Raw genomic sequence first — 16,920 nt, 5'->3', positions numbered from 1 at the left:
CTGATGGATTGGACAGGCCCTCCCCCGTCCCCTCCCGCAAGCGGAAGGGGTGACTAGAATGAAACTCGGCCGTCTCAATCATATCGGCGTCGCCACGCCTTCGCTCGAAAAGAGCATCGCTTACTATCGCGACGTGATGGGCGCGACGAAGATTCACGCGCCTTTCGACTTGCCCGCGCAAGGCGTGAAGGTTTGCTTCGTCGATACGCCCGGTGAGAACGGCACGGCGGGGACGCAGATCGAGCTTATCGAACCGTTCGACGAAAGCTCGCCGATCACGGCTTTTATCGCCAAGAACCCTGCCGGTGGCCAGCATCATATGTGCTATGAAGTCCCCGACATCCATGAGGCCAAGGCGTGGTTCGAGGGCAAGGGCGCGCGCGTTCTGGGCGAGCCGCGCATCGGTGCGCATGGGACGCTGATCTTCTTCGTCCACCCCAAGGACATGAACGGCGTTCTGACCGAGATCATGGAAACGCCGAAGGAGGGCGCGCATTGAGCGAACAGCATCTCCTCTACACGCTGGATGAGGGCGTCGCGATCCTGACGCTTAACCGGCCTGACCGGCTGAATGCGCTCAGCACGGCCCTTCTGGGCGATATCGGCGCGGCGCTCGATCGCGCAGTTGCCGATGGCGCGCGCTGCGTACTGTTGAAGGGGGAGGGGCGCGCCTTCTCGTCCGGCGCCGATCTCGTCTCCACCGGCGGCCTGCCCGATGATCTGGGCCAGCTTCTGGAAGAACATTACAATCCTCTCGTCCGCAAATTTGCGGCGATCCCGGTCCCGGTGGTGAGCGCAGTGCAGGGCGCCGCCGCCGGGGCTGGCTGTTCCCTCGCGCTGGCGGCCGACCTGACGGTGGCGGCGCGTTCCGCCTATTTCCTGCTGGCTTTCGCCAATATCGGTCTGGTTCCTGACGCCGGTGCGACATGGATGCTGGCCAAGGCCGTGGGGCGCTCGCGCGCCATGGAGATGGCCTTGCTGGGGGAGAAAATCCCGGCGGAAAAGGCTGCTGACTGGGGGCTGATCCACAAGGTTGTCGATGACGAGGCGCTGCATGACGCGGCGCTGGCATTGGCGAAGAAGCTTGCGGCGGGACCTGTGGTGGCGCTGGGCATGATACGCAAGGCGATCAATTCCGCGCTGGATTCATCGCTCGACACCGTTCTCGATTCCGAACGCGACGATCAGCGCGCCGCAGGCCGCACCGAGGATGCGCGGGAGGCGATCACCGCCTTCGGCGAGAAGCGCAAGCCGGTTTTCAAGGGTAAGTGACATGACGGACAAGCCAACCCTCGATCAATGGTCAGCCGCAGCTTCCAAGGAAGTGAAGGGCAAGGACCTGAACTGGGAAACCCCGGAAGGGATTACCGTCAAGCCGCTCTACACGGCGGAGGATGTCACCGTCGATCCGGGCCTTCCCGGTTTTGCGCCGTTCACGCGCGGCGTGCGCGCATCCATGTATGCAGGCCGCCCCTGGACGATCCGGCAATATGCGGGATTCTCGACGGCCGAGGAATCCAACGCCTTTTACCGCCGCAATCTGGCGGCGGGTCAGAAGGGTCTGTCGGTCGCTTTCGACCTGGCGACGCATCGCGGCTATGACAGCGATCATCCCCGTGTGACCGGTGACGTCGGCAAGGCCGGCGTGGCGATCGACACGCTGGAGGATATGAAAATCCTGTTCGACGGCATTCCGCTCGACAAGATGTCGGTCTCCATGACCATGAACGGCGCTGTGATCCCGATCCTCGCCTTCTTCATTGTCGCGGGTGAGGAGCAGGGCGTCGACAGGAAGCTGCTCGACGGGACGGTCCAGAACGACATCCTCAAGGAGTTCATGGTCCGCAACACCTATATCTATCCGCCCGAACCCTCGATGCGGATCATTTCCGACATCTTCGGCTACACCTCTCGCGAGATGCCCAAGTTCAACAGCATCTCCATCTCCGGCTACCATATGCAGGAGGCCGGGGCGACGCAGGTGCAGGAGCTGGCCTTCACCATCGCCGACGGCGCGGAATATGTGCGTTATGGCGTGGCGTCGGGCCTTGACATCGACAAGTTCGCCGGACGCCTCAGCTTCTTCTTCGCCATCGGCATGAACTTCTTCATGGAAATCGCCAAGCTGCGCGCCGCGCGGGTGCTGTGGCACCGGGTGATGACAAAGATGGGCGCGAAGGACGAACGGTCCAAGATGCTGCGCACCCACTGCCAGACCAGCGGCGTGTCGCTGACCGAGCAGGACCCGTACAACAACGTCATGCGCACCACGATCGAGGCGATGGCGGCGATGCTGGGCGGCACCCAGTCGCTCCACACCAACGCGCTGGACGAGGCGATTGCGCTGCCGACGGATTTCTCCGCCCGCATCGCCCGCAATACGCAGATCGTCATCCAGGAGGAGACCGGCATGTGCAATGTCGTCGATCCCCTGGGCGGCAGCTATTATGTCGAGGCCCTGACCCAGCAGCTCGTGGACGAGGCGTGGGAGATTATCGAGCGCGTCGAGGCGGAAGGCGGCATGGCGAAGGCCGTTGCGGCTGGCTGGCCCAAGGCGATGATCGAAACCGCCGCCGCCGCGCGGCAGGCGCGGGTCGACCGCGGCGACGACGTGATCGTGGGCGTCAACAAATATCGCCTCGCCAATGAGGACCTTCTCGAAACGCTGGAAGTCGACAACGCCAAGGTGCGCGAAGGCCAGATCGCCCGCATCAACAAGGTGAAGGCGGAGCGTGACAGCGCAAAATGCGAAGCTGCTTTGCAGGCGCTGCGAGAAGGCGCGGCTGCGCCAGCCAGCCTGGAGAATAATCTGCTTGCCCTTGCCGTCGAATGCGCCCGCGCGCGCGCGACGCTGGGTGAGATTTCTTCCGCCATGGAGGAAAGCTTCGACCGCTATGGGACGCAGCCGACGCCGGTGAAAGGCGTTTACGCCAAGCCCTATGAAGGCGACAGCCGCTGGCAGCAGGTGCTGGACGGCGTGAAGGCGGTCGAGCGCCGGATGGGCCGCAAACCCAAGCTTCTCGTGGCCAAAATGGGTCAGGACGGGCATGATCGCGGCGCGAATATCATCGCCTCGGCCTTTGGCGACATGGGGTTCGATGTCGTGTCCGGCCCGCTGTTCCAGACGCCCGACGAGACGGTCGTTCTTGCGCTGGAGAGCGAGGTCGATGTGGTCGGCGCGTCCAGCCTGGCGGCGGGTCACAAGACGCTGATCCCGGAGCTGATCCAGAAGCTGCGCGAACAGGGCCGCAACGACATCAAGGTCATCGCAGGCGGCGTCATCCCGCCGCAGGACTATGACTATCTGCGTGACGCAGGCGTCCAGGGGATTTATGGCCCTGGCTCCAACGTCGTGGAATGCGCCGCAGACGTGCTGCGCCTCCTCGGCCACAACATGCCCCCTGCCGGGCTGGAGGAAGCCGCGTAATGACCGTAGAAGTTCGTACCGACTGGACGCGCGAGGAGATCGCCGCGCTGTTCGACCTGCCCTTCAACGACCTGATGTTTGAGGCGCAGACCGTTCACCGTGCGAACCATCCGTGCAATGAGGTTCAACTTTCCACCTTGCTGTCGATCAAGACCGGCGGTTGCCCGGAGGATTGCGGCTATTGCAACCAGTCCGCGTCCGCTGAATCGGGTTTGAAGGCCGAAAAGCTGATGAGCGTACAGGCCGTCATGCAGGCGGCAGCGCAGGCGAAGGACGCGGGCAGCTCGCGCTTCTGCATGGGCGCCGCCTGGCGCAACCCCAAGGAGCGGGACATGCCGGCCATCGTCTCGATGGTGAAGGGCGTCCGCCAGATGGGCATGGAAACCTGCATGACGCTCGGCATGCTGACCGAGGGGCAGGCCAAGACGCTCGCCGATGCGGGGCTGGACTATTACAACCATAATATCGACACCTCGCCCGAACATTATGAGAAGGTGATCACCACCCGGACGTTCGACGACCGGCTGGAAACGCTGGAGAATGTCCGCAATTCGGGCATCAATGTCTGCTCGGGCGGTATCGTCGGCATGGGCGAGAAGCGCGAGGACCGGGTCGGCTTCCTCCATGCGCTGGCGACCCTTCCCAAACATCCCGACAGCGTGCCGATCAATGCGCTCGTCCCCGTGAAGGGCACGGTGCTGGGCAATATGCTGGCCGACACGCCCCTCGCGAAGATTGACGAGATCGAGTTCGTCCGCACGGTCGCGGTCGCGCGCGTCGTCATGCCGGAAAGCATGGTCCGCCTGTCGGCCGGTCGCGAGAGCATGACCGAAGCTTGCCAGGCGCTCTGCTTCATGGCGGGCGCGAACAGCATCTTCACTGGCGACAAGCTGCTCACCACTCCCAATGCGGGCGACAATGCCGACGCGGCGCTGTTCGCCAAGCTGGGCGTCGTGCCTATGCAGGCGGAAGTGAAGGCGCATCTGGAGGCGGCTGAGTGATCTTGGCGCGCGTTTCCTTCGTCACCCCGGACTTGATCCGGGGTCCCGCCTCTTCTCTGCTGTTGCGTAGGAAGAAAGCGGGATGCCGGATCAAGTCCGGCATGACGAGGGCGAGTGAGTTTGTGGCAGCAAAATGAGCTATCAGCCATCCGTCGCTATAAATGCCAGATGGGTTTTGGCCTTTTTGCTGCTGGTCTGGGCTATAGCCAATGGCGGTCCAGCCATTGGTGTATTCGCCGAGCGCGCGTTTGATCCTTTGAACTGGCGCTTGAATGAGATGGAGTCCATTTTCCGCAATTCGCGCACTTGGGGAGGATACTGGGCACTGGGCTCTGTAGTTGCGACCGCCATAGTCGCCGTTCCAGTCGCCTGCATTACGCTCCTGCGCAAACCAGACGGTGAAACTTCGTCGCTTAGAATGAGCGCGTTTCTTACGCTGGTAATTTGGTTCGCCCTCTTTGGCGCACTCTACTTCTCGATGGGGTTTGGCGGGCAGATGCGTCCAATGAGCGATCCGCTTTGCGTTGGCGTGGAAACGCCCGGACCAGACAATTGTGACGTCAACGGCGCCAACTTATTCATGCTGGCCCTCCCGACGATCAACGTGATCGTGTCGGCGACGCTACTCATTTCCACATGGTTTATATATAGGCGAGAGAGCAAAACCTAAATGGCAATCACGAAAATCCTGATCGCGAACCGTGGCGAGATCGCATGCCGGGTCATGCGCACCGCCAAGAAGATGGGCATCAAGACCGTCGCTGTCTATTCCGACGCTGACTCCCGCGCGCCCCATGTCCTGATGGCGGATGAGGCCGTGCATATCGGGCCTTCGCCCGCCGCCCAGTCCTACCTGATCGCCGACAAGATCATCGCGGCATGCAAGCAGACCGGCGCTGATGCAGTCCACCCCGGCTATGGCTTCCTCTCGGAACGCGAAAGCTTCCGAAACGCGCTCGACGCTGAGGGCATCATCTTTGTCGGCCCGCCCGCCAATGCGATCGCCGCGATGGGCGACAAGATCGAGTCCAAGAAGCTCGCCATGGAAGCGGGCGTCAACGTCGTCCCCGGTTTCGTCGGCGTGATCGAGGACACCGAGCATGCCGTGAAAATCTCCAACGAGATCGGCTATCCGGTAATGATGAAGGCGTCGGCTGGCGGCGGCGGCAAGGGCATGCGTCTTGCCTACAGCGAGCAGGATGTCCGCGAGGGTTTCGAGGCCACCAAGCGCGAGGGACTGAACAGCTTCGGCGATGACCGCGTGTTCATCGAGAAGTTCATCGAAAGCCCGCGCCATATCGAGATCCAGGTGCTGGGCGACCAGCATGGCAATATCGTCTACCTCAACGAGCGCGAATGCTCGATCCAGCGTCGCCATCAGAAGGTGGTCGAGGAAGCGCCGTCGCCCTTCGTCAGCCCGGAAATGCGCAAGAAGATGGGCGAGCAGTGCGTCGCGCTGGCCCGCGCCGTCGGCTATTTCAGTGCGGGCACGGTCGAGCTGATCGTGTCGGGCGAGGACAAGACCGGCGACGGTTTCTACTTCCTGGAGATGAATACCCGCCTGCAGGTGGAGCATCCGGTTACCGAGCAGATTACGGGCGTCGATCTGGTCGAGCAGATGATCCGCGTCGCCAATGGCGAGAAGCTCGCGTTCACGCAGGCGGATGTGAAGATCAACGGCTGGTCGGTCGAGAACCGCGTCTATGCCGAGGACCCGTATCGCGGCTTCCTGCCCTCCACGGGCCGTCTGTCGCGCTACAGCCCGCCAGAGGAAGGCGACGGCGTGCGCGTAGATGACGGCGTTGCCGAAGGCGGCGAGGTCAGCATGTTCTACGACCCGATGATCGCCAAGCTGATCACCTATGCGCCGACCCGGCTGGAGGCGATCGACAAGCAGATCGACGCGCTCGACAAGTTCGAAATCGACGGTCCCGGTCACAATATCGATTTCCTGTCCGCCATTATGCAGCATGAGCGGTTCCGCAGCGGCAACATCACCACCGGCTTCATTGCGGAGGAATATCCCGAAGGGTTCGAGGGCGCGCCCGCGTCACCGGAATTGCTCAGGAAGCTTGCCGCTGTCGGCGCATTCGCCGCCACCGCCTATGCCGACCGTGCGCGCCGCATCGATGGCCAACTCGGCAAGCGCCTTCGCCCGCCCAGCATGTGGGAAGTGAAGATTGGCGGCGCTGTGCATCAGGTCGGCTTCGACGTCGATGAAGTGGTCGTCGATGGCGAAGTGATGGACATGAGCCTGGAATATACGCCGGGCGACAGGCTGGTGGAGGCGGAATTCGATGGCGTTCCGCTGGCGGTCAAGATCGCCCCGGTCCGCAGCGGCTTCCGCCTGACGGCGCATGGCGCGAGTCATGTGCTGCGCGTGCTGCCGGCCCATATCGCCCCGTTCGCCGCGCACATGATCGAGAAGATTCCGCCGGACCTTTCGCGCTTCCTGATCTGTCCGATGCCGGGCCTGCTGGTGAAGCTGCATGTCGGCGAAGGCGAGAAGGTTGAGGCTGGTCAGCCGCTCGCGGTGATCGAGGCGATGAAGATGGAAAACATTCTGCGCGCGCAGAAGGCGGGTGTGGTGAAATCCGTTTCCGCCAAGCAGGGCGACAGCCTGCCCGTCGACGCCATCATTCTGGAGATGGAATAATCTTCTCCGTTCGGGCTGAGCCGTTCGACTGCCTGCAAGGCGGGTGCTCAGGACAGGCTTCGACAAGCCCGGCCCGAACGGATAAGGGGCTAATATGCACCTCAATCACGATCCATCTGCCCCAGCCGCCCCGGAAATCAGCTTCGAGGATTTTCTGAAGGTCGATATCCGTATCGGTACCATCGTTTCGGCAGAGCCTTTTCCCGAAGCACGCAAACCCGCGTTCAAGCTTGTGATCGATTTCGGCCCGGTGCTGGGACATAAAAAGAGCAGCGCGCAGATTACGGAAAATTACGCGCTGGAAAGCCTTGCCGGGCGGAAGGTCGCGGCGGTCGTCAATTTTCCCCGGCGGCAAATCGGCAAATTCATGTCGGAGGTGCTGACCCTGGGCTTTGCCGATGAGGCCGGGGCGGTCGTCCTGTTCGCGCCGGATCGGGACGTGCCGGATGGCTCCCGGCTGTTCTGACCCTTGTGCAGGGTGCAGGAAACATACAGGATATGAGCAATGATCGGAAATAGGGGCGCATAATGGCGGAAGCCGCGGGGGTTGGTGCTGATTATGTGATGAATGCGAAGCGTGACCGGCTGGTCATCGCCGCATCGTCGCTCGGCACCGTGTTCGAATGGTATGATTTCTTCATCTACGGCACGCTCGCCGCAATCATCGGCAGGACCTTCTTCCCGACCGATAACCCGACGGTCGAACTGCTCTACTCGCTTGCCGGTTTTGCCGTTGGTTTCGGTTTTCGTCCCCTTGGCGCAGTGCTTTTCGGATATCTGGGTGACAAGCTGGGCCGCAAATATACCTTCCTGGCGACGATTGTCCTCATGGGCGTCGCCACGGCAGGCGTGGGCATCCTGCCTTCCGCCGCGACGATCGGCTATGCCGCACCCGCGATCCTGATCCTGCTGCGCATATGTCAGGGACTGGCGCTTGGTGGCGAATATGGTGGCGCGGCCATCTATGTCGCGGAACATGCGCCGCCGGGAAAGCGCGGCTTCTATACCAGCTTCATTCAGGCGGGCGTTGTCGGCGGCTTCATCCTGTCGCTTATCGTCGTGCTTGGCACGCAATGGGTGCTTGGCCAGGAGGCGTGGGACGCATGGGGCTGGCGCTTCCCGTTCCTGTTCTCGCTGGCGCTGCTCGCTTTCTCGCTCTGGATGCGCCTGAAGCTCAAGGAAAGTCCGGTGTTCGTCGCCATGAAGGCCGCCGGTGAGCAGGCGAAGAACCCGCTGAAGGAGACCTTCACCTATCCGGGCAACAAGAAGCGGATCTTCGTCGCGCTGTTCGGCGTCGCCGCGGGGCTGACGGTCATCTGGTACACCGCGATGTTCCAGGTTCTCTATTTCCTCCAGAACGCGCTCAAGGTCGAACCGGTTGTCGCACAGATGGTGGTGGGATTCGGGGCGACGACCGGCCTCGTCTTCTTCCTGTTCTTCGGGCATTTGTCGGACAAGATCGGGCGCAAGAAGCCGGTGGTCATTGGCTATGCCGCCACGCTGCTCCTACTTTTTCCCATTTTCCACCTGATCGGCAGCGCCGCAAATCCCGATCTAGCCAAATTGTCGGCCCGCGCACCGGTCGTCGTCAGCGGCCCCAATTGCAGCTATGATCCGTTTGCGAAGGTTCAGCCGACCGACTGCGGCAAGCTGCTGGACTATTTCTCCAAAAAGGGTGTGCATTACACCAAGGCGGTATCGCCCACGGCGCAGGTTAGTATCGCGGGCGCGGTTCAGGCTGACACCAGTCCCGCCGCGCTGGACGCAGCGCTGGTCGCTCAGGGCTATGACTTCGCCAAGGTCACGCCGTCTGGTGCGCAACTGTTCATGATATTCGTGGGCGTGCTGGCGCTCTCGGCCCTTTCTGGCGCAACCTATGGGCCTGTCGCGGCGATGCTATCGGAATTATTCCCGGCGCGCATCCGTTACAGCTCCATGTCGATCCCCTATCATATCGGGACGGGCTATTTCGGCGGGTTCCTGCCGCTGGTCAGCCAATATATCGTTGCAAAGACCGGCGATCCCTATTCGGGCCTCTGGTATACGATAGCGGTGGTTGCGATGGCGCTGGCCGTCGCCCTGTGGGGCCTCCCGGAGACGCGCGGCGCGAAACTGGACGCGACTGGTTGAGGCCGCTATCGGCTCGGCCATGAGTTCATCGTCCGCCGCTCCGCTTCGCCTGCGCCTTGATAGGGAGGCGCTGGTTTCCAACTGGCGCTGGCTGCGCGCTGTGGGCGGGGATGCTGCATGCGGCGCGGCGATCAAGGCCAATGGTTATGGCCTTGGCTCACGGCAGGTTATGGCACATCTCGCTGCCGCCGGATGCCGGGATTTCTTTGTGGCGACCTGGGCGGAGGCGGAGGCGCTCATGCCCTTGCCGGAGGGCGTGTCGCTGTCCGTACTGCACGGCGTCCGTGCCGAGGATATGCCTGCTGCGCTTTCGGGCGTGGCCAGGCCCGTGCTGAACACGCCGGAGCAGGTTGCGCGCTGGCGGAAGGCTGGCGGTGGCGCTTGCGACGTGATGATCGATACCGGGATCAATCGTCTCGGCCTCGACTGGCGACAGGATTGCGCGGCGCTGACCGAGGGTCTGACGATCCATACGCTGATGAGCCATCTGGCCTGCGCGGATGAGGATCATGCCCTCAACGCCCAACAGCGGGATCGCTTTGCGGATGTCGCGCAGAAGGTGAAAGCCGGACGCCTCAGCCTTTCCAACAGCGCCGGGATTTTGCTCGGTGAGTCCTATCGTTTCGGTCTTACCCGCCCTGGGCTGGCGCTTTATGGCGGCATGCCCCGCGCTGAAGCGGAAAGCGGCATTCGCCAGGTCGTGTTTCCCCAGGCGCAGATACTCCAGCGCCGGAAGATACGGGCCGGCGATACGGCTGGGTACAGCGCGACCTTCACGGCCACGCAGGACGTAGAGGCGGCGATCCTAAACCTTGGCTATGCCGACGGGTATCTGAGGGGTTTTTCGGGCCGTGGCGCTGCGCTGGTGGAAGGCGTGCGCTTGCCTGTCCTTGGCCGGGTGTCGATGGACTTGCTGATCATCGATGTCAGCGCGCAGCCGGATCTCGCCGAGGGCGACTGGGTCGACATCGAATATGATCTGCGGATTGCGTCTGCGCAGTCGGGCCTGTCGCATTATGAACTGCTGACTGGCCTCGGTGCACGGTACGACCGGATATGGGCGTAGGCCGTTTTTCCGTTCGTCCTGAGCGTATCGAAGTCCTGCCTTCTCCAAAGAACAGTACGGTCCTTCGACACGCTCAGGACGAACGGTTTATTCGGGAAACTTCGCCTCAGCGCTCGACGCACATGGCGATGCCCATGCCGCCGCCGATGCAGAGGGTGACGAGGCCCTTCTTGGCGTCCCGCTTGCCCATTTCATAAAGCAGGGTTGTCAGTACCCGCGCGCCGGATGCGCCAATCGGGTGGCCGATGGCGATCGCGCCGCCATTGACGTTCACCTTCTCCGCATCCCAGCCAAGTTCCTTGCCAACGGCCAGCGCCTGCGCGGCGAAAGCTTCGTTCGCTTCGATCAGGTCGAGGTCGGACAGTTTCCAGCCCGCCTTTTCCAGCGCCTTGCGGCTCGCCGGAGCCGGGCCGATGCCCATGATGGAGGGATCAACGCCGCAGGTCGCCCAGGACGCGATCCGTCCCAGAACCGGGCTTCCCCGCTTGGCGGCTTCGGCGGCGGACATCAGCACCAGCGCCGCTGCGCCGTCATTGATCCCGCTGGCGTTGGCGGCCGTTACCGTGCCGTCCTTCTTGAAGGCCGGGCGCAGGCCCTGCATCGCATCGATGGTCGCCCCGGCGCGGATATATTCGTCGGCATCGACGATGGTGTCGCCCTTGCGGCCCTTGACGGTCACGGGGGCGATCTCGTCAACGAAGCGGCCGGCGGCGCGCGCCGCTTCCGCCTTGTTCTGGCTGGCGACGGCGAAGGAATCCTGCTCCTCGCGGGTCACCTGATATTTCTCGGCCACATTCTCGGCCGTGATGCCCATATGATAGGCGTTGAAGGCGTCGGTCAGACCGTCGAGGATCATCGTATCGACCAGGCTGGCATTGCCCATCTTGGTGCCCGCACGCATCGCCTGCGCGTGGGGGGAAAGCGACATGCTCTCCTGGCCGCCCGCGATCATGATCGCGGCGTCGCCGGTCTGGATCGCCTGCGCCGCCAGCGCCACGGCGCGCAGGCCCGATCCGCAAACCTGGTTGATGCCGAACGCGGTGCGTTCGATGGGGATGCCCGCATTGACGGACGCCTGCCGCGCCGGGTTCTGGCCCTGGGCGGCGGTCAGCACCTGTCCCAGAATCACTTCGTCCACTTCTGCTGGAGCCACGCCCGCCTGCGCCAGCGCCGCCTCTATGGCGACCCGGCCCAACTCATGCGCCGGGGTCGTCCCGAATGCGCCAAGGAAGCTTCCAACGGCCGTACGTTTGGCTGCGGTGATGACGATGTCGGTCATGATGAAACCTCCCACTATCCTGAGGACACTATCTCAAACTGGGCGGGCCTTAGCATCAGCCTCCATGCTTGGATAGCCACCCGGAGAGCCGGTCCCACAGGGTTTCCTGCGCGCGGCTGCTGATGATCATGCCGACATGGCCCAGCTTCAGCGTCCAGTTCTCGTCCAGCACGGGCGATGACGCCGCCGGCACGATTCGGTCGGTCAGCGATGCGATCGACAGGGTGGGGCAGGGCAGGTCCGTGACCGAGGCGTGCTGGCCGCCGATTGTCCACTGGCCCAGGCCGGTGGCGTTGCCTGCATAGAGATGCTCGAACAATTGCTCCCCGGCCGCATAGGTCAGGGGCGGCCCCTCATTGGCCCAGTCCTCCAGCGCCAGAAACGCCTGCTCGGCGTGAGAGCCGGGGGCCATGTCTCCGAACGCGGCATATTTGCGGATCGTCCGCGCCGGATCGAGCGACCAGAAACCCGATTGCAGCACCTCCATCGGGACATAGCCCAGCCGGGCGCACACCGGCTTGGCGTTGCTCCACAGCCGGGCGACTTCCTCCCGCGCGTCGGGCGGGAAGCCGTCGAAGTTCCATGGCGATGCAATCGCGGCGACGGCGGCTACGGGCATGATGGCGGCAAGCCCCAGGGCCAATGTGCCGCCCAGGCAATAGCCGGCGAGGATGACGGGGCGGCCGATGCTTTCAATCAGGGGAACCAGCTTCCGTTCAATATGGCCCGCCAGGTCCAGCCCGGTCTCGCCAGCTTTCGGCGTTCCCCAATCGATCAGCCACGGATCATGACCGCGCGCAGCAAGGTAGCGCAACATGGATTGCCTTTCGGAAAGGTCGAGCACAGTAGGCGGGTTGATCAGCGAAGGGATGAAAACCACTGGCGCCGGTGCGGTAAGAGATTGGGATTTCGTGATTTTTGGGCGGTTTTCCGTGCCATAATGCAACAATCGCGTATTTTGCGCGGATGCTGCGGCGCGGGGCGGGGGAGGCGGAAGCGGCCGTGAAGCGTTCTGATATCGCGCCAATCCCGTGAACGCGCGCTGCCGCAACGCTGGATCGCCGTGCGTTTCACGCCACAATATGTCGAGAAACAGCGGTAATGGCCGCGGTCCATGTTGCGGTGCAGAAACCTTTGGTGCTATTGCAGCATCAACTGGGATGGGAGCTTCATTCATGGCCAAGTCTAAGGTGGCGGGCGATTCGGAACCGGTGACGATCAAGAAGTACGCTAACAGGCGGCTCTACAACACCGAAACATCAAGCTATATCACGCTCGACCTGCTTTCGCAGATGACGCGCGAAGGCCGGGAGTTCGTTGTTGTCGACGCCAAGACCGGCGAGGACATCACGCACAATGTCCTGACCCAGATCATCATGGAGGAGGAACAGCGCGGCAAGAATATGCTGCCGGTGAACTTCCTGCGCCAGCTTATCTCCATGTACGGCGATTCGATGCAATCGATGGTGCCGCAATATCTGGAAGCCTCGATGGAGGCGTTCCGCAAGAATCAGAAACAGTTTCAGGACGCCATGCAGGGCGCCTTTGCCGGCGGCCCGCTGGCGGAGATCGCCAAGCGCAACATGAAGCTGTTCGAAGCCGCGACGAGCGCATTTCAGGGCAAGGACGCTCCGGCCGAGCAGGGGGACGACAAGGATGACGAGATCGCGCAGTTGAAGGCGCAACTCGCCAGCCTTAACGCCAAGATCGAGAAGCTGGCCAAATAATCTCCCTCGTCCGGTCTGCATGGGCTGACCGGACGTGCGCGTGCCGCCAGCCTCGACATGACCGGCCTGCTTGCCTATGGGCGAGGGATTCCCGCAAATTCAGGTCAGGTAAGTGAAACACGCTCTCAACGTCACCCGCGAACAGGATTTCGCCGCCTGGTATCAGGCGGTCATTTCCGAGGCCGATCTTGCCGAGGAATCCGGCGTACGGGGCTGCATGGTCATCCGCCCCTGGGGCTATGGCATATGGGAGCGTATGCAGAAGCTTCTGGACGCCGAGATCAAGGCGACCGGACATGAGAATTGCTATTTCCCGCTGTTCATCCCGCTTTCCTTCTTCGAGAAAGAAGCGGAGCATGTCGACGGTTTCGCCAAGGAAATGGCGGTCGTCACGCATCACCGGCTGATCCAGAAGGACGGCCGGCTGGTTCCCGACCCGGAAGCGAAGCTGGAGGAGCCGCTGGTCGTGCGGCCTACGTCCGAAACCGTTATCGGCGCGGCATTCTCCCGCTGGGTGCAGAGCTGGCGCGACCTGCCCGTGCTGATCAACCAATGGGCCAATGTCGTGCGCTGGGAAATGCGCACCCGCATGTTCCTGCGTACCAGCGAGTTTCTCTGGCAGGAGGGGCACACCGCGCACGCTACGCCGGAGGAAGCGCGCGAGGAAACCCTCAAGATGCTGGAGGTCTATCGCAGCTTCGCCGAAGATTGTCTGGCGATGCCGGTGATCGCGGGCGAGAAGCCGGAGAATGAGCGTTTTCCCGGCGCTGTTTCGACCTATTCGATTGAGGCGATGATGCAGGACGGCAAAGCCCTGCAGGCGGGCACCTCGCATTTCCTTGGCACCACCTTCTCAAGCGCCCAGAATATCCGCTTCCAGAATAGCGAGGGGCAGCAGGAACTGGCGCACACCACAAGTTGGGGCGTGTCCACCCGCATGATTGGCGGCGTCATCATGGTGCATGGCGACGATGACGGGCTGCGCTGTCCGCCGCGCATCGCGCCACATCAGATCGTCATTGTGCCCATGCTGCGCGATACGCCGGAGGATGAGGATATTCTCGCCTATTGCGCGGAAATCACCGAAGCGCTCAACGCGCAGGATGTTTTCCGCGAACCGGTCCGCGCGCATCTCGACCGCAAGTCGGCCAAGGCTGCGAACAAGCGCTGGGGTTGGGTGAAAAAGGGCGCGCCGGTCATTGTCGAGGTTGGCGGCCGCGATCTGGCGGCGGGCAATGTTTCCGTGCTGCGCCGTGACCGGCTCTACAAGGCGGATGGAAAGCTCGACAGCGCCATCATGGCGAAGGGCGACTTTATTGGTGGCGCAGTGCAACTGCTCGCCGAAATCCAGACGGCATTGCATGAGGAGGCGACCGCGTTCATTTCGCGCAACATAAACCGCGACGTGAAAGACATGGAAGGGTTGAAGGCGTGGTTCTCGGCCGCGCGTCCCGGCTGGCTGGAAGTGCAGTGGAGCAAGCCCACCGGCGCGGCGCTCGACAAGGTGGTGGAAACGCTCAAGGGCCTGAAACTGACGCTGCGCAACGTGCCATCCGATGCCGGGCCCGCCGATGGCGCATGCATCTTTACCGGCGATGCCGCCGTGGAGCGCGTCCTCGTGGGCCGCGCCTATTAAATTGTATCAGTCCGCCTGCGCCAATCGCGTTTCCCGGCGCGCGGGCTTGATTTCCACCAGGTCGGCATGGCTGTTGGGGAAGGAGATCACCAGCATCTCCAGCGGCGCTCCGCTGGGGTTGCGGGCCTGGTGCACCTTGCCCGGTTCGATCTCTATGCCTTCGCCGGCCTTGACGACGTTGGAATAATCATCGGCCTCCATCACCAGCTCGCCTGACAGGACATAGAAGAACTGGCGGGCTTTCTTGTGATAATGGGCCACTTCCTCGCCGCCGGACACCATGCGTTCCTGAATGACGGTCATGTCCTGGCGTTTGACCAGATACCATCCGTCATTCTTTCCGCCCCAGACATAATGGTCGGCCCCATCCTTGTTGATGGCGTATGCAAGGCGGGTTTTGTCGTCGCGCGCATCGGCCGCGCCGTGAAGAAGAAGCGCCGCGAGCGCCAAGCCGGATCTGTAGATGTGACCCATGTTTTTCTCCCTTTCGCCTTTCAACGATCAGGAGAGATTTTCCCACCATACCTGGAATGAAATTTGTTCGGCATTGCTCATGGCCAGGCCCAGCTTGCTACGTCGCATGAGGCAATCGTCGGCCGTTGCCGCCCATTCGCGGTCGCGCATCCACCGGGCCTCAATCTCCGTAAAGCCGCTCCCGAAATCCCTGCCCATTGCCTCTGCGCTGCTCACGCCGTCGAGCATCTCGCCCAGCATCACGCCATAAGCCCGCGCCATCCGCAGCGAACGCGCCTCACCCAGAAAGGGCCAGCCTTTGCGGACTTCCTCCAGATAGCGCGAGAAATTCGCCATTTCGCCGCCGGGAAAGGGTCTGTCCTCCGTCGACGCGTTGCGCCGCCAGTTCATGGCGCCCGCCAGCGTATCGAAAGCCTGCTGCGCCAGCCTCCGCGCGGTCGTGATCTTGCCGCCGAATACCGACAGGGCGGGCGGACCCTCGCTATCCAATTCCAGCACATAGTCCCGCGTCACAGCCCGGCTTTCCGGCGCGCCATCGTCATAAAGCGGCCGGACGCCGCTATAGCTCGAAGTCACGTCGCGCGGCGTTATCTGCCGCCCCAGATAGCGATTGGCCGCTGCGCAAAGATAAAGCGCTTCATCTTCGCTGATCCCGGCATCCTCCGGCCGGGCGACCGGGACATCGGTGGTTCCGATCAATGTGCTCGTTCCCTGATAGGGGATGGCGAACACGATCCTGCGGTCCGGCTGCTGCAGCATATAGGCATGCTCACCTTCGAACAGGCGGGGTACGATGATGTGGCTGCCCTTCACCAGCCGAACCTTGCTGCGGCTCTGCACATGGATATCGGCGAGCATCTCCGCGACCCAGGGACCTGCGGCATTGACGATCGCGCGCGCCGCGATCCGCTGCCCGTCCGAAAGCTCGGCCTGCCACACGCCATCCCGGCGCTGCGCAGAAACCAGGGCGGTCCGCGTCATGATCCGCGCGCCATGTTGCGCGGCGTCCATCGCGTTCAGCAACGTCAACCGGGCGTCATCGACCCAACAGTCTGAATAGACGAAGCCCTTTCCCTTGCGCCGCAGCGGGGCGAGGAAAAGATCGTCGCGCCGCTTCAAACTGCGCGATCGTGACAGGCTGATCCTGCCCCCGATCCGGTCGTAGAACGCGAGGCCCAGCCGCACCATCCACCACGGACGGATAGCATTCTCATGCGGCAGTACGAAATGCATCGGCCGGATCAGGTGAGGCGCGGCCTTCAGCAACCGTTCGCGCTCCTGCAGCGCCTCGCGCACCAGCTTGAACTGATAATATTCCAGATAGCGCAATCCGCCGTGGATCAGCTTGGTGGAGGCCGACGAGGTATGCGCCGCCAGATCATCCTTTTCGACCAGCAGGACGTTCAGCCCGTTGACCGCGGCTTCGCGCGCAATGGCGCATCCATTTATTCCGCCGCCGACGATGATGAGGTCATAGGTCACCGCCTATCTTGTGGCCAAGCGGAACGGCGCTGGCAACCGTGC

At 62.6% G+C, this 16,920-nt stretch carries 15 protein-coding genes; 11 read left to right on the top strand and 4 right to left on the bottom strand.

Features of this window, described 5'->3' with window-relative positions:
- Positions 1 to 58 precede the first annotated feature (58 nt).
- The 9 genes from mce (at position 59) to alr (ending at position 10,280) form a co-directional block, all read left to right on the top strand.
- Positions 59 to 499 (top strand): methylmalonyl-CoA epimerase, encoded by a 441-nt coding sequence (gene mce / locus KFK14_RS12335; RefSeq protein ID WP_212607843.1) that lies wholly within the window; start codon positions 59 to 61, stop codon positions 497 to 499.
- Entirely contained in the window at positions 496 to 1,272 is a 777-nt protein-coding gene (locus tag KFK14_RS12330; RefSeq protein WP_212607842.1) for an enoyl-CoA hydratase-related protein, read from the top strand. Before mce ends, KFK14_RS12330 begins: the two co-directional genes overlap by 4 nt.
- 1 nt (position 1,273) lies before the next feature.
- Entirely contained in the window at positions 1,274 to 3,427 is a 2,154-nt protein-coding gene (gene scpA / locus KFK14_RS12325; protein ID WP_070153399.1) for a methylmalonyl-CoA mutase, read from the top strand.
- A complete protein-coding gene (bioB, locus tag KFK14_RS12320; protein WP_212607841.1) occupies positions 3,427 to 4,428 on the top strand; it encodes a biotin synthase BioB in 1,002 nt (333 codons plus the stop codon). Before scpA ends, bioB begins: the two co-directional genes overlap by 1 nt.
- A 133-nt stretch (positions 4,429 to 4,561) precedes the next feature.
- Positions 4,562 to 5,098 (top strand): hypothetical protein, encoded by a 537-nt coding sequence (locus KFK14_RS12315; protein ID WP_212607840.1) that lies wholly within the window; start codon positions 4,562 to 4,564, stop codon positions 5,096 to 5,098.
- A complete protein-coding gene (locus KFK14_RS12310) occupies positions 5,099 to 7,084 on the top strand; it encodes an acetyl-CoA carboxylase biotin carboxylase subunit (RefSeq protein WP_212607839.1) in 1,986 nt (661 codons plus the stop codon).
- Positions 7,085 to 7,178: 94 nt separating this feature from the next.
- Entirely contained in the window at positions 7,179 to 7,550 is a 372-nt protein-coding gene (locus KFK14_RS12305; RefSeq protein ID WP_212607838.1) for a tRNA-binding protein, read from the top strand.
- 62 nt (positions 7,551 to 7,612) lie between these two features.
- Positions 7,613 to 9,214, top strand: coding sequence for an MFS transporter (locus KFK14_RS12300; protein WP_212607837.1), 1,602 nt, complete (start codon positions 7,613 to 7,615; stop codon positions 9,212 to 9,214).
- A gap of 19 nt (positions 9,215 to 9,233) precedes the next feature.
- On the top strand, positions 9,234 to 10,280 hold the full coding sequence (gene alr, locus KFK14_RS12295; protein ID WP_212607836.1) for an alanine racemase: 1,047 nt from the start codon (positions 9,234 to 9,236) through the stop codon (positions 10,278 to 10,280).
- A gap of 106 nt (positions 10,281 to 10,386) precedes the next feature.
- On the opposite strand, the gene KFK14_RS12290 is transcribed toward alr, so the two are convergent.
- On the bottom strand, positions 10,387 to 11,559 hold the full coding sequence (locus tag KFK14_RS12290; RefSeq protein ID WP_212607835.1) for an acetyl-CoA C-acetyltransferase: 1,173 nt from the start codon (positions 11,557 to 11,559) through the stop codon (positions 10,387 to 10,389).
- A 55-nt stretch (positions 11,560 to 11,614) separates the two neighbouring features.
- Complete coding sequence (locus KFK14_RS12285) at positions 11,615 to 12,736, bottom strand: alpha/beta fold hydrolase (protein ID WP_212607834.1); 1,122 nt, start codon at positions 12,734 to 12,736, stop codon at positions 11,615 to 11,617.
- Between KFK14_RS12285 and phaR the strand changes: the two genes are divergently transcribed.
- Together phaR and proS are read left to right on the top strand one after the other, a co-directional pair.
- Positions 12,735 to 13,286: a polyhydroxyalkanoate synthesis repressor PhaR gene (phaR, locus tag KFK14_RS12280; RefSeq protein WP_070153369.1), complete on the top strand. Its 552-nt coding sequence runs from the start codon at positions 12,735 to 12,737 to the stop codon at positions 13,284 to 13,286. The genes KFK14_RS12285 and phaR overlap by 2 nt on opposite strands.
- A 112-nt stretch (positions 13,287 to 13,398) precedes the next feature.
- The gene (proS, locus tag KFK14_RS12275; protein ID WP_070153366.1) at positions 13,399 to 14,922 is read left to right on the top strand and encodes a proline--tRNA ligase; all 1,524 of its coding nucleotides are present in this window, start codon (positions 13,399 to 13,401) and stop codon (positions 14,920 to 14,922) included.
- Between the two features lie 6 nt (positions 14,923 to 14,928).
- On the opposite strand, the gene KFK14_RS12270 is transcribed toward proS, so the two are convergent.
- Both KFK14_RS12270 and glpD read right to left on the bottom strand, forming a co-directional pair.
- Entirely contained in the window at positions 14,929 to 15,396 is a 468-nt protein-coding gene (locus tag KFK14_RS12270; protein WP_070153363.1) for a cupin domain-containing protein, read from the bottom strand.
- Between the two features lie 27 nt (positions 15,397 to 15,423).
- On the bottom strand, positions 15,424 to 16,878 hold the full coding sequence (gene glpD / locus KFK14_RS12265; RefSeq protein WP_212607833.1) for a glycerol-3-phosphate dehydrogenase: 1,455 nt from the start codon (positions 16,876 to 16,878) through the stop codon (positions 15,424 to 15,426).
- Positions 16,879 to 16,920: the final 42 nt, after the last annotated feature.

Origin of the sequence: Sphingobium phenoxybenzoativorans (assembly GCF_018286635.1) — a bacterium.
Lineage (GTDB): Bacteria > Pseudomonadota > Alphaproteobacteria > Sphingomonadales > Sphingomonadaceae > Sphingobium > Sphingobium phenoxybenzoativorans.
This window is presented reverse-complemented; position numbering and strand designations above follow the sequence as displayed.

Excerpts from the sequence above, each read along its gene's own strand:
- mce (WP_212607843.1), top strand. The coding sequence starts at position 59 with ATGAAACTCGGCCGTCTCAATCATATCGGCGTCGCCACGCCTTCGCTC.
- scpA (WP_070153399.1), top strand. The coding sequence starts at position 1,274 with ATGACGGACAAGCCAACCCTCGATCAATGGTCAGCCGCAGCTTCCAAG.
- bioB (WP_212607841.1), top strand. The coding sequence starts at position 3,427 with ATGACCGTAGAAGTTCGTACCGACTGGACGCGCGAGGAGATCGCCGCG.
- KFK14_RS12315 (WP_212607840.1), top strand. The coding sequence starts at position 4,562 with ATGAGCTATCAGCCATCCGTCGCTATAAATGCCAGATGGGTTTTGGCC.
- KFK14_RS12310 (WP_212607839.1), top strand. The coding sequence starts at position 5,099 with ATGGCAATCACGAAAATCCTGATCGCGAACCGTGGCGAGATCGCATGC.
- KFK14_RS12305 (WP_212607838.1), top strand. The coding sequence starts at position 7,179 with ATGCACCTCAATCACGATCCATCTGCCCCAGCCGCCCCGGAAATCAGC.
- KFK14_RS12300 (WP_212607837.1), top strand. The coding sequence starts at position 7,613 with ATGGCGGAAGCCGCGGGGGTTGGTGCTGATTATGTGATGAATGCGAAG.
- alr (WP_212607836.1), top strand. The coding sequence starts at position 9,234 with ATGAGTTCATCGTCCGCCGCTCCGCTTCGCCTGCGCCTTGATAGGGAG.
- KFK14_RS12290 (WP_212607835.1), bottom strand. The coding sequence starts at position 11,559 with ATGACCGACATCGTCATCACCGCAGCCAAACGTACGGCCGTTGGAAGC.
- phaR (WP_070153369.1), top strand. The coding sequence starts at position 12,735 with ATGGCCAAGTCTAAGGTGGCGGGCGATTCGGAACCGGTGACGATCAAG.
- KFK14_RS12285 (WP_212607834.1), bottom strand. The coding sequence starts at position 12,736 with ATGAATGAAGCTCCCATCCCAGTTGATGCTGCAATAGCACCAAAGGTT.
- KFK14_RS12270 (WP_070153363.1), bottom strand. The coding sequence starts at position 15,396 with ATGGGTCACATCTACAGATCCGGCTTGGCGCTCGCGGCGCTTCTTCTT.